Below are 15,344 nucleotides of genomic sequence, written 5' to 3'. Positions count from 1 at the left end.
CTTTTTGGTTGAGGAAAATTTATCCTTCGCTAACTTGGAGAATGAATGGAAATGAAAAAGTAATTTACCTCACATTCGACGATGGACCAATTCCCGAGCTCACACCTTTTGTGCTCGACACACTTCAGAAAGCCGGAGTGAAAGCTACATTTTTCTGTGTAGGAGAAAATATCAATAAACATCCAAGCATTTTTGAACAGATAATAAGTGATGGGCATAGCATTGGAAACCATACCCACAATCACTTAAATGGCTGGAACCACAGTACATCTGAGTATGTAGATAATGTGGAAAAGACGACTGAGCTAATTCAGCAGTTTTTACCCGATTGGCAATTGATGATGCGCCCTCCTTATGGGAAAATCACCAAAGCACAAATCAAAAATCTAACACATTATAACATATATATGTGGGATGTATTGAGTGGAGATTTCGATCTTAGCTTAAGTGCCGATAAATGCCTAGCAGAAAGTATTAAAGCTAGTGAAGCTGGTTCCATAGTGGTGTTTCACGATAATATAAAAGCTGCTGAAAGATTGCAAACTGCCTTACCACGCTACATCAATCATTTTTTGGCTCATGGCTTTTCATTCCTCCCGCTATGACTGCCTTGCTATATTTTGCCATCATCACTGTATGCATTACCGCTACATTGGATTTGGTTTTGATTTTTCTTTGGAAATCAAATCCCACTAAATTTTTCACTCAAATTTCTTCATTCCCTCAAATATCCATTTTAATTGCAGCCAGGAATGAAGAGAAAAACATCAGGCAATGTATTGAGTCCATGCTTGCGCAAGATTATCCTGCGGATAAGATGGAAATCTTGGTAGGAAATGATGCTTCTGAAGATGATACCTTGAAAATCCTCAACGAACTTAAAGGGCATTTTCCAAACTTAAAAATTTTAAATATCACCACGCAGCTGGGTACTGCCAAAGGTAAATCAAATGTGTTGGCTCAACTGGCACAAATAGCTAATGGTGAGTATTTCCTCATTACAGATGCAGATGTAGTGCAGCCAAATTCTTGGACAAAATGCATGGTTGTCAAAGCTGTGGAGGGTTTTGATGTAGTTACAGGAATGACCGTAGTCCGAGGGAATTCATTTTTTGCCTCTATGCAGCGGATCGATTGGATGCTGGCGTTGGGAATGGTGAAAGTGGTGAGCGACTTAGGTACGCCAATTACAAGTATGGGTAATAATATGCTGATAAGTAAAGCGGCATACGAGCAAACAGGCGGCTATCATCAATTGCCATTTAGCATCACAGAGGATTTTCAGCTTTTTCGCAAAGTGGTAGAAGCGGGAGGTAAAACCATTAACCTGATGCAAATGGAAATCACGGGCTACACAAATGCAATTACCTCGCTCGGTGAACTGCTTCACCAACGCAAACGCTGGATGACTGGCGCAGTGCAGCTGCCATTTATTATGGTACTTACCTTATTGATTCAAGCTTTATTTTTCCCATTTATTATCATTGTAGCTTTTCAGAACCTTGGATTGGCCGCTTTGATATTAGGATTCAAAATTTTCTCCCAATCTATTTTCATCAGAAAAGTAGGCAATAGTATATCTGTAGATACTCCTTGGTGGAGTTTATGGCTATTTGAGTTTTATTCGGCATGCTTATCCTTATCTTTGATGTTTTTCTATATAATGCCAACTTCGGTGGTTTGGAAAGGCCGCAAATATTGAGGCATGTAGCATTGTATAATTTGAGAATTTTCTGATGAATCCAATAATAGATACACATTCGCACTTATATCATAAGCAGTTTCAAGAAGACATAGATTTGGTAATTGGCCGTGCGAAAGAAGCAGGACTTACCGATATTTATTTGCCTAATATTGACTTAGAATCTATCGAGCCAATGCTTCGATTAGAGGAGCGTGATCCAATCTTTTTCCATGCAGCTATGGGTCTGCACCCCAGTCATGTAGATGAAAACTTTGAGAAAGTATTAGCTGAAATGGAAAATTGGCTCCATAAAAGAGATTTTGTGGCAATAGGAGAAGCCGGGATAGATTTGTATTGGGATAAAACCTTTTTCGAACAACAGAAAGCAGCGCTAAGGATACAATGTGCTTGGGCTGCAAAATGGCAAAAGCCCATAATTTTGCACACACGAGATGCAACAGACGAAACTATCGAGTTGATAGAGGATGAATTGAAAAAGCACAGTTTTCATGGGGTATTTCATTGCTTTGGAGGTGATGCGGTACAAGCAAAAAAGATAATGGAAATGGGCTTTTATCTCGGTATTGGTGGAGTGCTGACTTTTAAAAACACCAATTTGCCAGAAATATTGCGGGAGGTTGGTTTGAGTAAGATAGTATTGGAAACGGATAGCCCATACCTTGCGCCTGTTCCTTATAGAGGCAAAAGGAATGAAAGTGCATACACAGCTTTTGTTGCCGAGAAGTTAGCTGAAGTGTTCAATTGTAGTTTAGAAGAAATATGCCGGACAACAACCGAAAACGCCAAAAGGCTATACCAGGCTTAAATTATAAGATTGTAAATATTCGTACTCAAGCAATTGGTGCCGATAGTGGATCCATATTGATCATCTACACAGGTGGTACTTTGGGAATGTCTTACGATGAAAATGGCTCACTTATTCCATTTAACTTTGGTAAAGTAGTCGAGAAAATCCCGTCCCTAGAATTTCTAAACCTTCGATTGACAGTAATTTCTTTTCCAGAACCGATTGATTCAAGTAATGTGTTGCCAAGTCATTGGCAAAATATAGCTTATATTATCGATCATAATTACGATAGTTACGATGGGTTTATAATAATTCATGGTACAGATACCATGGCATATAGTGCTTCGGCATTAAGTTTTATGCTCGAAGGACTTTCCAAACCTGTGATTTTTACGGGTGCGCAGCTGCCAATTGAGATGGCAAGAACCGATGCAAGGGAGAATTTGGCGACAGCTTTAGAGATTTCAGCCGAAAAAACTGCTGATGGGCAACCATTGGTAAAAGAAGTTTGTATTTTTTTTAACCATATTTTGCTTCGTGGCAACCGTTCAAAGAAAGTTCAAAGTACCCATTTCGATGCTTTTGAGTCTGAAAATTACCCTAATTTAGCTGAAGCAGGAATAAAAATTGAGTATAATTTTTCCGCTTTAAAACAAGTAGAAAACAAGCCAAAATTGCGGGTTCAAAATCAAATTAGTTCTAATGTTGCCTTGCTGAAAATATTTCCAGGAATCAATGAAGAGTTTGTAAATGCAGTATTAAATACAAAAGGATTGAAGGGTTTAGTTTTAGAAACTTTTGGTTCTGGCAATACGCCTACATATCCTTGGTTCTTAGCATGTTTGAAAAGGGCAATAGACCGTGGGATAATTATTTTCAACGTGTCTCAATGTAATGGAGGGCATGTATTACAAGGGAAATACGAAACGAGTAGTGCATTAGAAAAGATGGGAGTGCTAAGCGGAATGGATATTTCCGCAGAAGCAGCTATCACTAAAATGATGTATTTATTTGGGAAATATTCGGACATTGAAATGGTGAAGAAAAGCTTACAAATTCCTATTGCAGGGGAGATGTCTGTAAATGATTCTCACCTAAAATAAACTAAGTACTTGCATTGCGAGTAAATTTGTAATTTATTTGTTCCGTTTCATTCGAAAGATGAAAAACGGAGAGGTGTCCGAGTGGTTGAAGGAGCACGCCTGGAAAGTGTGTATACCTCTAAAGGGTATCGAGGGTTCGAATCCCTCTCTCTCCGCACAAATTGAAATATTAGTTTCATTTGAATTTTGAAATCTCTAAATTTAGAACCTTTAAACCTTAAAGCAGTCTACTAAAACTTAAACTATGAAAAAGTTACTTGCCTTAATCACTTTGACCGGAATATTAGCTTTCGGTTTCTCATCAGTAGCTTCGGCAGATGTTGCCAATGCAAGCGCTGAACTGGCGTTTATCGATGCCACTATGTTACAAGATGCAATGGCTGACGAAGTCGCTACCGAAGAACTCGGTTTCCATCAAGTTGTAAAAGAAAAATTTATTGAAGGTGGATGGCAGTTCATGGGTATCGTACTTGTATGTTTGATCCTAGGTCTTGCAATCTCCATCGAAAGAATCATCACATTGAACTTAGCGACTACTAATACTAAGAAGTTGTTAGCAAGAGTTGAAGAAGCTCTTGAATCAGGTGGAGTTGAAAAAGCAAAAGACGTTACTAAAGGAACAAGAGGCCCAGTTGCTTCTATCTTTACGCAAGGTCTTATGAGAATGTCTGAGGGCATCGAAATGGTTGAGAAGTCAATCATTGCTTACGGCTCTGTAGAAATGGGACGTCTTGAAAAAGGTCTTGTATGGATTTCACTTATGATCTCCCTAGCTCCAATGCTTGGTTTCATGGGTACTGTAATCGGTATGATCGAAGCCTTCGATTCAATTGAAGCTGCTGGTGATATATCTCCTGCTCTTGTAGCACGTGGTATTAAAATCGCCCTTTTGACAACAGTTGCTGGTTTGATTGTTGCGGTAATTCTTCAGTTATTCTACAACTACCTTGTTTCTAAAATTGATGGGTTGGTTAACTCAATGGAAGATGCATCTATCTCCCTTGTTGACATCCTAGTAAGATACAATCTTACAAAGAAGTAATATTCACCATCTAAATTAATCGTATTCATGGAATCATTTATAGGTCCAGCACTTTATATAACTTACGTACTAATTATCGTTGGTGCGGCTGCAGCTGTATTACTTCCACTGATCCAGTCCTTTAGTAATCCTAAGGAACTCTTAAAGGCAGGTATTGGTGTTGTTGCTCTTCTTGTTGTATTCTTTATAGCGTACAGCATTTCAGGAGACGAAGTTCTTCCAACTTATATTGACAGAGGCGTTGACGCCAGCTTGTCGAAAATGGTTGGAGGTATTATGACAATGATGTATATATTATTGTTCGGAGCACTTTTAGGAATTGTTTATACCGAAGTATCAAAAGCATTTAAATAATGGCAAGAAGCAGAAATAAGGGAAGCCAAGAAATAAACTCAGGGTCGATGGCAGATATTGCCTTCCTTCTCTTGATTTTCTTTCTTGTGACTACCACTATCGCATCCGACAAGGGCTTGCCTTTGATATTGCCGCCCAAACAGGATCCGAATGTACCGCCACCGGAAGTTGAGTTTAATCAAAGAAACATCTTTAAAATTCTTATCAATTCCAACGATCAATTATTGGTGGAAGATGAGCCTTTCACAGACGATATTACAACTCTCAAAAATCCGATAAAGAGGTTTCTTACTAATAATGGGCAAGATCCAACATTATCTGATAGCCCGAAGGATGCAGTGGTTTCCGTTAAACCAGAAAGGGGAACAAGCTATGATGTCTATATCCAATTGTATGATATAATCTTAGCAGCATACAATGAATGTTATGCAGAAAAAGTTGGTCTAACTCCTGATCAGTTCAGAAACCTTGATTTGAACAATCCTAGAGAGAAAGCTTTGTATGATCAAGCTAGAGAGGATTTTCCTAGACAAATCTCAATTGCAGAACCTACTAAAACAGCAGGAGGAAGTTAATCATGTCGAAGTTTAAAAAGAAATCGAAAGCAGATACTAATATACCTACGGCAGCATTGCCGGATATTATCTTTATGCTCCTGTTCTTTTTCATGGTAACTACTGTGTTGAGAGAAACAGATATTCTTGTGAAGCAAAATGTGCCAAGAGTAGAGGAGCTCACTAAACTTGAAAAGAAGTCATTGGTAAGTTACATCTACATTGGTGAGCCAAAGAATCCAGAGTTATATGGAACTGAGGCAAGAATTCAGCTAAATGATGTTCTAGCAGATCCATCTGACGTTGTTTTGTTTGTGCAACAAGAAAAGGATAAAATGAACGAGGCGGAACGAGATGCAATTTGGATTGCCATGAAAGTAGATGTTGATACCAAAATGGGTATTGTGTCTGATGTTCAGCAAGAGTTAAGAGAGGTTAATGCCTTGAAAGTTCTTTATACCTCTGTTCAAAGGCTTGACAGATAATCAAATCAATCTTAATAAAAAGTCTTCCTAGTTTTGGGAAGACTTTTTTTATTTCAAGCCAATGGTAAATCAAAAGAAGCAGATTAATGGCTGGGCTATGTACGACTGGGCAAACTCAGTGTATAGTCTGGTGATTACTTCGACCATTTTCCCTATTTACTTTAATAATGTAACCTCTACAGATGATTCTGATATGGTTACTTTCTTCGGTATTGAAGTCATCAATACTGTATTGTACTCCTATTCGCTCTCGGCCTCTTTTTTAGTTATTGCTTTTTTATCCCCATTATTATCAGGTATTGCTGATTATGGTGGAAAGAAATTAACCTTCCTGAAATTCTTTGCCTATTTAGGCTCCATTTCTTGTTTGCTACTATATTTTTTTGACGGTTCAAGTGTAGAATATGGAATTATTCTGTCAGCATTGGCCAGTATTGGTTATGCGGGCTCTATTGTTTTCTATAATGCTTATTTACCGGAAATCACCACTCCAGATCGTTTCGACTTTGTGAGTGCAAAAGGCTTTTCATTAGGCTATATTGGCAGCGTATTGCTCCTTATAGTGAACTTGGTGATGATAAGCAGTCCTGAAACTTTCGGTCTTGTAGATGCTGGTCAAGCCTCTCGAATTTCCTTTTTAATGGTAGGAGTATGGTGGGCAGGTTTTGCTCAAATTACATTTGCTGCTTTACCTAACAATCCGCACGGAAGGAAACCAAAGGGAAGTTTATTGAAGAAAGGATACCATGAGATTCGTAAAGTATTCCAAAGTCTCAAAGAGCTGAATACTATGAAAAGATTTCTTTTATCTTTTTTCTTCTATTCGATGGGTGTGCAAACTACCATGTATCTGGCAGCAAGCTTTGGTGATAAGGAATTAAAACTGTCGGGCGATCAATTGATTTTGACTGTTTTGATTATCCAACTTGTAGCAATTATAGGATCATATTTGTTTGCCTATGTCTCCAAACTAAAAGGCAATAAATTAAGCTTGCAAGCTATGATTCTCATTTGGATTGCAATATGCTTTTTAGCCTATTTTGTTTATACACCAACTGAATTTTATACTCTTGCCTTTTTTGTAGGGATGGTAATGGGTGGAATTCAATCTTTATCTCGAGCAACATTCTCTAAATTGATTCCAGCAAATACGATTGATAATACTTCTTATTTTAGTTTTTTCGATGTTACAGAAAAGCTGGCGATTGTAATTGGCACTTTCTCTTATGGTGTGATTGAACAATTAACTGGCAGTATGCGCAATAGCACAGTGGCTTTAGGGTCTTTCTTTGTGCTTGGCTTTATCTTTCTTTGGCTTACCAAAATGCCAAAGACTCACTTCGATAAGGAATAGTTACTACATCAACTCCTTTTGGCACAGGCTTTGTTTTAAAGCAAGTAATTGTGACAGAGCGCGAATTCAGTTCACAATTACTGAAAGGAATTAAACATTAAGCGGGAGACATATCCCAAAAAGATTCATGGTTGTTGGTTGTAAAAGAGGCTTTCTCAATTAAATGGGAAAGCCTCTTTTTTATTCCTGAAGATGTATATATCAGCTTAATTACCGCCTGTTTTCAACATCGATTGAGCTCCTATCTTTTCCACAATCTCACCACTTATATTCATCTTGATAAGTTCTTTACTATTTGCTCCATAGAGAATCAATTCATCTTTGAAGTCGCCAATCTTTTGAGCCAGTAGTTGAAATTTAACCTCCCGCTCTTCTCCAGGTTGCACTAAACTTTCTGAAGTTGGATCTAATCTGATGCAATTGCAGGTAGATTTTAAGGCTACAATTAACACTTTGGTGTTCTCCGGGCTGGTAAGCTTTGCCGTAAATGGTACCCAAGAACCTTTTTCCATTTTACCCAATACAAAATCTGAATTGGCAGCTGTTAGTGTCTGATTTGTATTCTGAATTTCTGCTGCAATATTGGAAACGGTTCCTTTTATGTAAAGAACTTTATTGCCATTTTCCGCATTGGACCATACAGAAATACTTTTATTGAAATTTCCTGGTCTATTTCGACTATCGTATTCCGCTACAATCACACCCGTTTCGCCTGGCTTTATTGGCTCCTTTGTCCAAGTAGGAGTGGTGCAACCGCAGCTAGCATTTACCCCCGAAAGAATCAGCGGAGCAGTGCCAATATTCTTAAATTTGAACTCATGTCGAGCTACTGGCCCTTCAGGAATTTCTCCAAAGTTGTGAGTCTCAGCTTCAAATTCAATCTTGGCTTGAGAAAAAGCTGCTATACTCGAGAAAAAAAATATTAGTAAGCTAATCGTGATTTTATTTTTCATAGCAATATTATTTTGTGCTAAATGCTTGTACTACAAATATAAATTGAATGTTCGGATAAATACCAAATGCCAAAGATATTCGACTTTTCTCTTTACGTTTCTACTTGATAGAGGTTAAATTTTTGGCTATTTTTGGGGACGGTGAGAAATCCCTACGAAATTTTATTCTGATTAACGAAAGGAAATTGTGGCTACGACAAAAACTATAAAGAAAACAAGGGCATTTGTAGAAGAAATTTTGGCAGATTATAGATTGGCCAATGAAAGTCGGCAAGCAAGTTTGCTTGGTCGAAAAGAAGTATTTATGGGTAAAGCCAAATTTGGAATTTTTGGCGATGGTAAAGAAGTAGCCCAACTTGCCTTATCCAAGATTTTCAAAAATGGCGATTTTAGAAGCGGATACTATCGTGATCAAACATTTATGTTTGCAATTGGTGAGCTTACCATGCAGCAGTATTTCGCCCAATTATATGCCCATCCAAGTGTAGAAGCTGAACCTGCCTCAGCAGGACGATTGATGAACGGCCACTTTGGAACCCGTTCGTTGGATGAAAATGGCGAATGGAAGGAATTGGCTGCAATGAAAAATTCCAGCTCTGATGTGTCTCCTACGGGCTCTCAAATGCCACGTTTGCTGGGCTTAGCTTATGCATCCAAACTCTATCGTCAAAACAAAGCTCTGGCAGATTTCTCTCAATTTTCCATAAATGGAAATGAAATCGCAGTAGGTACTATTGGCAATGCCTCCAGCTCGGAAGGCATGTTTTACGAAACCATAAATGCTGCTGGAGTATTGCAAGTTCCTATGCTTATCAATGTTTGGGACGATGAATACGGTATTTCAGTACCTCAAAAATATCATACGACGAAGCAGTCCATTTCAGAAGTTCTCAAAGGCTTCCAAAGAAATGAAGGTGGGCAAGGATACGAGATTTTCAAAGTGAATGGTTGGGATTATCCAGCATTGCTTGAAGCATATCGTAAGGCTGAGAAAATCTGCCGTGAGGAGCATGTGCCTGTATTATTTCACGTGGTGCAAATGACGCAACCGCAAGGGCACTCTACATCTGGCTCGCATGAGCGCTACAAGTCTAAAGAGCGTTTGGCTTGGGAAGATGAGTTCGATTGCATTAAGAAAATGCGTGAATGGATATTAACTGAAGAAATTGCTGATGCAGCTAAATTGGATACTATCGAAGCCGAAGCAGTAACTGCGGCAAAAGCAGCAAGAGATGGAGCATGGAAGGCATTTATAGGCGAAATCAAAGAAAAGCAAAAGGAAGTAAGTGCTCTCCTTCAAAATTTGGCTGAAAATAGTCAAGAGTCTGAAGCGCTTTTCACTATCAAAAAGCAAGTGGATGAGGCATTGAACCCAATCCGCATGGACAATATTCGCGCTGCAAAAAAGGCTTTGAGACTAGTGCGTAATGAAAACTCGAGTGAGAGAAAAGCATTGCTTGATTGGCTTAATACTAATTTGGAAGAGAATGAAGATTTCTTCAGCTCACATTTGTATAGCCAATCCGACAAAAGCGCACTGAAAGTTCAAGAAATAATACCTGAATATAATGATGACTCACCACGTGTAGATGGGCGGGAGGTATTGCAAGCCTGCTTCGATGCAGCCTTTAGTCGTGACCCAAAAGTGTTTGCCATAGGCGAGGATGTCGGTAAAATCGGTGATGTGAATCAAGCCTTTGCTGGCCTACAGGAAAAATTTGGTGAAATAAGGGTAACTGATACAGGTATTCGTGAATGTACCATTATTGGGCAAGGGATTGGCGCAGCATTGCGTGGTCTAAGACCTATCACAGAGATTCAATACCTTGATTATTTACTCTATGCTATTCAGATATTATCTGATGACCTAGCCTGTTTGCAATACAGAACCAAGGGCGGTCAAAAGGCACCTTTAATTATTCGTACGCGTGGGCATAGGCTTGAAGGAGTTTGGCATTCAGGCTCACCAATAGGAATGATTTTAAACAGCATTCGCGGTATTTATGTACTCACTCCTAGAAATATGGTTCAGGCGGCAGGTTTTTATAACACAATGCTACAATCTGACGATCCTGCATTGATCATAGAATGCTTGAACGGTTACAGATTGAAGGAGCAAATCCCTTCCAATATTGGAGAGCTTACAGTTCCATTAGGTGTACCGGAAATATTGCGAAAGGGTGAAGACCTTACTGTAGTCACTTATGGCTCCATGTGCAGAGTAGTGATGGAAGCTGCTGAGCAATTGGCTGAATTAGGAATTTCTGTGGAGGTAATCGATGTACAAACTTTATTGCCATTTGATATACATCATAGCATTGTAGATTCTGTAAAGAAAACCAATAGAGTGGTATTTGCAGATGAAGATGTACCAGGTGGAGCCTCTGCATATATGATGCAGAAAGTATTGGAAGAGCAAAAGGCTTATTTCCATTTAGACTCCGAGCCAGTTACCATTGCGGCTAAAGAACATAGGCCAGCCTATTCATCAGATGGAGATTATTTCTCGAAGCCAAATGTAGAAACGGTATTTGATAGAATTTACCAATTGATGCACGAGGTAGATCCCAACAGATTCCCAGAGATTTACTAATCGATAAAGTTCTTATAGTAAGAAAGGTGCGGATGGAAATTCGCACCTTTTTTTATGGCTGTGTGGTTGAAATTTATTTAAAATTAAATCCTCTATGGACAAATAAAGCATTATGCTCAATCATGCATTTGGCTAAAGCCAAGAAATAAACAAACTATTTCCCCCAGATAAATCTGGGGGAAATTCAATTTTTAGAAAATAATTTGAATAGAACTATTGCGGCTGTTCGACATTTGTAGTGGCGAGCTTCAGATAAATAGGATTTGCAATCCGAGAATGTGTTTTAGCGAATTATATACAGCCATCGAAATTGTCTGGATTAGGATTTATGGATTTGTCTCTCCTACGGAGCGAAATATCCATAGCCTGTGGTTTCAATCATAGGGTAATGGATTAGCGCAAGTCATCCTGTACCTTCTGTAGCCCATTCTGTAAACCCAATTTGAATAGGAAGCCGGCTTTAGCTGAATGTTAATGATTCAATTCATTCCCTTAACATCAGATTTTGTCTAAAGCCAGAAAATGAACAAATTTTACCTTCAGATAAACTTGGAGGTAATTCAATTTCCATAAATCAAAATGAATAAAATAAAGCTCTTATGATTCAGGATCCAATTTGAATAGGCATGGAGGCATAAATTCATTCTATAAACCAACCTAAATAGGAATGTGGCTTTAGCCCGTTCCTAACAAAAAAAGAGAAAACCGGCTTTAGCCGAATGTTGATGGATGTCAATCAATCCCTTAAAATCTCAGCCAAAGTAAATTCATTCGATTCGATGGTATTGCTTCTATTGAGAGCTCTGTCTTGTATTTGGATTCTCAGTTTGATGGTTTTGTTGCCAAACAAGTTAGTAAACTGCGATGAAACCATGCCGTAACGCAAAGTGCCAGCAAGTGGTCTAGTCTCTCCAGTGCGATTCAGAAGTGGGAATCGGCCATTGAACGTTTGATAAAATGGAGGATCTCGTGGATCGAATAAGGTGAAATTTCCTCCCGCTTGCTTTACTAAAAACTCCACGAAATAATTGTAGTGATTTTCATTGGTTTGAATTAACAAAGTGTCTTGAACTACCTCACCGTTTATTTCAGGATTAATAATCCAATCTATCGGATTATAAGGCGGTAATCCCGGCCTACTTCCAAAGCTTATCAAATCTCCATCATTATCTCTTACAAAATCAAAAGCTTGATAAGGAGGGAAAGTTTCGTCACCTGTAAGTCCCAAATCGCCATCGCCATCTTCAAATTTGACGAAAACAATCAATGAATCGAGGAAACCGGCTTCCACGAATTCCACTCGGTCGAAGTCTATTTTTGGAGCAAAGCCTAAATTTGGCTCTTCAAAACATGATACCGTAATGCAGATAATTAAAAGCGAAAGGCCGCCTAGAGAGAGTAATTTCTTCACATTCAATTTATTTTCAATCAATATAAAAGCAAAATTAGCAATTCCTCAATAATAACGATATTTGAGCGAATTTGATCTGAACAATTCGAAATTTCTCTACATGCATTCATTCGATTCTCGCGCATTAGCACTTTTTCATCAGCAGGCTTCGGCTAACCCCATTTACAAAGCCTATATAGAGGCCTTGGGCAAAGATGCGAAGAGCATTAATCGAATCAGTGAAATTCCATTTTTACCCATTCAATTTTTCAAAGAGCATGAAGTAAAAACGGGTAATTGGCGAGAGGAAACAATTTTTACAAGCAGCGGAACCACAGGATCAATTACTTCTCAGCATTTTGTGAAATCTACAGCAGATTATTTGCGACAATGTGAAAAATGCTTTCAACAATATTATGGCGCCATCGAAGATACCGTTTTTCTCTGCTTGTTGCCATCTTATCTTGAGCGGGAGGGATCTTCCCTGGTTTTGATGGCGGAGCATTTTATTGAAAAAAGTGGTGTACAAGCTTCAGGATTTTATTTGTACGACTTTGAGCGATTGAAAAATGAATTGCTTCAATTGAAAGGAGGAGGGAAGCGGGTGGTTTTGCTGGGAGTGACTTTCGCACTGCTCGACTTTGCAGATCGCTACTCAATATCCTATCCAGAGTTGATTGTAATGGAAACTGGCGGGATGAAAGGTCGGCGCCGAGAAATGATCCGAGAAGAAGTGCATGATCAATTGAAGTGTGCATTTGATGTCAATTACATCCATTCTGAATATGGAATGACGGAGCTTTTTTCGCAAGCATATTCTATGGGAGATGGTATTTTCAAACCAACTTCAGATATGAGAATTATTCTTCGAGATGTAAATGACCCTTTTGATTTCCAACCCAGTCGTGCTTATGGGGCAATTAATGTAATAGATCTAGCAAATTTCCATACATGTGCATTTATTGAAACACAAGATTTGGGAAAGCTACATTTGGATGGTACTTTTGAGGTGTTGGGTCGAATTGATAACTCAGATTTGCGAGGTTGCAATTTGCTGGTTTATTAAATTGCTTATACCAAAGCACTCAACCCAACGTTTAAACACGAGATTCCAAATAAATTTTTACTATGAAAAAGGCATTTTTTATCCTTGCATTGGTTTTTGCTACTTGTATTTTTTCATCTTGTGCTCGCAAGGCGCCTTGCCCAGCATATACAGATGCTACTGAAATGCCAGGTGATCGTAGCGTACGTCACGTATAAAGCAAATTTGAAATAAGGCTTTAGCTTATTTCAAATCCCCATATTTCTTCACGTCAGCCTCGGTAATTTCCTTTTCGGACATTATAACCAGTCGCTCTACCACGTTGCGTAGTTCACGGATATTTCCAGTCCAGTCATGACCTTGTAGAGCTTTTAATCCTCCTTTTTGTATTTCCTTTTTCGCTGCTCCATATTCCTTGGCGATATCACCTAGAAATTTGTCAACCAAAAGTGGAATATCATCTTTACGCTCTCTTAATGGAGGCACTTGGATGAGGATTACACTCAAACGATGATAAAGATCTTCTCTGAAAAGCTTTTCCTCAATCATCTTTTTCAAATCCTTATTAGTAGCAGCAAGTATTCGCACATCTACTTTTATATCCTTATCGCCACCTACCCGGGTGATTTTATGTTCTTGCAAAGCGCGCAATACTTTGGCTTGAGCCGATAGACTCATATCGCCAATCTCATCTAAAAATAAAGTGCCGCCATTGGCCTGCTCAAATTTCCCGATTCGCTGCTTCACGGCCGATGTAAAACTCCCTTTTTCGTGGCCAAACAATTCACTTTCTATCAATTCCGAAGGAATAGCAGCGCAGTTTACCTCAATAAATGGAGCTTCTGCTCTTGCACTTTTATCATGCAGCCATCTTGCAACAAGTTCTTTTCCAGAGCCATTTTCGCCAGTTATTAAAACTCTTGCATCTGTTGGGCCTACTTTCTCGATCATGGCTTTTACCTCCATTAGTGGAGCTGATTCGCCTATGATGTCATAGGTTTTGTTAAGCTTTTTCTTCAGCTTTTTGGTTTCAGTCACCAAAGTAGATTTGTCCAAGGCATTTCTCAATGTCAATAGCAGTCGATTAAGATCTGGCGGTTTTGGGATAAAATCGAATGCGCCTTTTTTAGTAGCTTCTACGGCAGTTTCAATGGTGCCGTGAGCAGAAATCATTACGAACTGAGCTCCATGGCCGGCTTCCATTGCTTTTTCGAGCAATTCCACACCATCCATTTTGGGCATTTTCACATCGCAGAGCACGAGGTCGTAATTGCCTTTACTTATTTTTTGTAAGCCTTCTTCTCCATCCGATGCTTCATCAACTTCATACTTTTCGTACTCAAGTATTTCTCTCAGTGTAGCTCTTATGCTTTTTTCATCGTCAACGATCAGAATCTTTGTCATAATTTCAATTTGTGTAAATATAAAAAATAGATGTAAGCCTATAAGCCGGGTTCTGTATTTGCCCGTAGACAAATCCTTATCATTTATCTAGTTGTGCAGTCACCCACACAATCCATCGATCTACCCGTTTCATATCGATACGAGCCGCATCGCTCCACCCAAAGGTAGATATGAAACCTATTTGATCTTTCAACCCATGAGGTTTACCCTGCCACCAATGTCACCATTGGCGCGGTGAGCTCTTACCTCACCATTTCACCCTTACTCTAGCCGAGACCAAAGCGGTATATTTTCTGTGGCACTTTCTGTATTCCGTTTGCACGAAACCCTTCCCGTTAGGAAGCATGGCGCTCTATGTTGCCCGGACTTTCCTCCTCCCGCATTCAGGAGGCGATAAGACGGCTTACATCTTTGCAAAAATACAATATAATTAACCCTTACGGTATTTTATTAATTCTTATTGATAGTGAAATTTTAAATTCTCAAGACCCAGAATTTAATTATTGCAACCCACATTCAGTGAACTTAGGCCAATATGGCATTTAGAAGATTGAATATGGCCATATTGGCTGGAA

The 15,344-nt window shown here is 38.9% G+C and carries 15 protein-coding genes, 1 tRNA gene and 1 other RNA gene; 13 read left to right on the top strand and 4 right to left on the bottom strand.

Translation table 11 applies throughout. From position 1 onward, the window contains the following. Positions 1 to 8: 8 nt before the first annotated feature. The 10 genes from ACOXY8_RS04115 to ACOXY8_RS04070 all read left to right on the top strand — a co-directional run bounded on the left by ACOXY8_RS04115 (position 9) and on the right by ACOXY8_RS04070 (position 7,384). Positions 9 to 605: a polysaccharide deacetylase family protein gene (locus ACOXY8_RS04115; protein WP_458330276.1), complete on the top strand. Its 597-nt coding sequence runs from the start codon at positions 9 to 11 to the stop codon at positions 603 to 605. Next, a complete protein-coding gene (locus ACOXY8_RS04110) occupies positions 602 to 1,702 on the top strand; it encodes a glycosyltransferase (protein ID WP_458330275.1) in 1,101 nt (366 codons plus the stop codon). The genes ACOXY8_RS04115 and ACOXY8_RS04110 overlap by 4 nt, the downstream gene beginning before the upstream one ends. Before the next feature lie 34 nt (positions 1,703 to 1,736). Continuing rightward, entirely contained in the window at positions 1,737 to 2,510 is a 774-nt protein-coding gene (locus ACOXY8_RS04105; protein WP_458330274.1) for a TatD family hydrolase, read from the top strand. Then, complete coding sequence (locus tag ACOXY8_RS04100) at positions 2,465 to 3,595, top strand: asparaginase (RefSeq protein ID WP_458330273.1); 1,131 nt, start codon at positions 2,465 to 2,467, stop codon at positions 3,593 to 3,595. The genes ACOXY8_RS04105 and ACOXY8_RS04100 overlap by 46 nt, the downstream gene beginning before the upstream one ends. 67 nt (positions 3,596 to 3,662) lie before the next feature. Further along, positions 3,663 to 3,750 (top strand) — tRNA-Ser (locus ACOXY8_RS04095). Between the two features lie 89 nt (positions 3,751 to 3,839). Further along, complete coding sequence (locus ACOXY8_RS04090; RefSeq protein ID WP_458330272.1) at positions 3,840 to 4,637, top strand: MotA/TolQ/ExbB proton channel family protein; 798 nt, start codon at positions 3,840 to 3,842, stop codon at positions 4,635 to 4,637. A 27-nt stretch (positions 4,638 to 4,664) separates the two neighbouring features. Next, a complete protein-coding gene (locus tag ACOXY8_RS04085; RefSeq protein ID WP_458330271.1) occupies positions 4,665 to 4,991 on the top strand; it encodes a hypothetical protein in 327 nt (108 codons plus the stop codon). Further along, positions 4,991 to 5,566, top strand: coding sequence for an ExbD/TolR family protein (locus ACOXY8_RS04080; RefSeq protein WP_458330270.1), 576 nt, complete (start codon positions 4,991 to 4,993; stop codon positions 5,564 to 5,566). Before ACOXY8_RS04085 ends, ACOXY8_RS04080 begins: the two co-directional genes overlap by 1 nt. 2 nt (positions 5,567 to 5,568) lie before the next feature. Continuing rightward, positions 5,569 to 6,030: an ExbD/TolR family protein gene (locus ACOXY8_RS04075; RefSeq protein ID WP_458330269.1), complete on the top strand. Its 462-nt coding sequence runs from the start codon at positions 5,569 to 5,571 to the stop codon at positions 6,028 to 6,030. Positions 6,031 to 6,091: 61 nt separating this feature from the next. Beyond that, complete coding sequence (locus ACOXY8_RS04070; protein ID WP_458330268.1) at positions 6,092 to 7,384, top strand: MFS transporter; 1,293 nt, start codon at positions 6,092 to 6,094, stop codon at positions 7,382 to 7,384. Between the two features lie 206 nt (positions 7,385 to 7,590). Here ACOXY8_RS04070 and ACOXY8_RS04065 read toward each other — a convergent pair whose 3' ends face one another. Beyond that, the gene (locus ACOXY8_RS04065) at positions 7,591 to 8,337 is read right to left on the bottom strand and encodes a DUF1573 domain-containing protein (protein WP_458330267.1); all 747 of its coding nucleotides are present in this window, start codon (positions 8,335 to 8,337) and stop codon (positions 7,591 to 7,593) included. Between the two features lie 187 nt (positions 8,338 to 8,524). Between ACOXY8_RS04065 and ACOXY8_RS04060 the strand changes: the two genes are divergently transcribed. Next, a complete protein-coding gene (locus ACOXY8_RS04060; RefSeq protein WP_458330266.1) occupies positions 8,525 to 10,930 on the top strand; it encodes an alpha-ketoacid dehydrogenase subunit alpha/beta in 2,406 nt (801 codons plus the stop codon). A gap of 736 nt (positions 10,931 to 11,666) precedes the next feature. Here ACOXY8_RS04060 and ACOXY8_RS04055 read toward each other — a convergent pair. Continuing rightward, positions 11,667 to 12,341, bottom strand: a complete 675-nt coding sequence (locus ACOXY8_RS04055; protein ID WP_458330265.1) for a hypothetical protein — start codon at positions 12,339 to 12,341, stop codon at positions 11,667 to 11,669. A gap of 100 nt (positions 12,342 to 12,441) precedes the next feature. On the opposite strand from ACOXY8_RS04055, the gene ACOXY8_RS04050 reads away from it, so the two are divergent. After that, positions 12,442 to 13,386, top strand: a complete 945-nt coding sequence (locus ACOXY8_RS04050; RefSeq protein ID WP_458330264.1) for an acyl transferase — start codon at positions 12,442 to 12,444, stop codon at positions 13,384 to 13,386. Between the two features lie 62 nt (positions 13,387 to 13,448). Continuing rightward, positions 13,449 to 13,583 carry a hypothetical protein gene (locus tag ACOXY8_RS04045; RefSeq protein ID WP_458330263.1) on the top strand — a complete coding sequence of 45 codons (135 nt, stop codon included), beginning with the start codon at positions 13,449 to 13,451 and terminating at the stop codon, positions 13,581 to 13,583. A gap of 25 nt (positions 13,584 to 13,608) precedes the next feature. Here the strand turns inward: ACOXY8_RS04045 and ACOXY8_RS04040 are convergent, their stop codons facing one another. After that, complete coding sequence (locus ACOXY8_RS04040) at positions 13,609 to 14,769, bottom strand: sigma-54-dependent transcriptional regulator (protein WP_458330262.1); 1,161 nt, start codon at positions 14,767 to 14,769, stop codon at positions 13,609 to 13,611. 25 nt (positions 14,770 to 14,794) lie between these two features. Then, positions 14,795 to 15,179, bottom strand: an RNA gene (gene rnpB, locus ACOXY8_RS04035) — RNase P RNA component class A. Positions 15,180 to 15,344 lie beyond the last annotated feature (165 nt).

This window comes from Peijinzhouia sedimentorum, from assembly GCF_049340005.1.
Classification (GTDB): domain Bacteria; phylum Bacteroidota; class Bacteroidia; order Cytophagales; family Cyclobacteriaceae; genus CAXBDP01.
The sequence above is the reverse complement of the archived record's forward strand: the minus strand, read 5'-3'. Positions and strand labels throughout refer to the sequence as shown.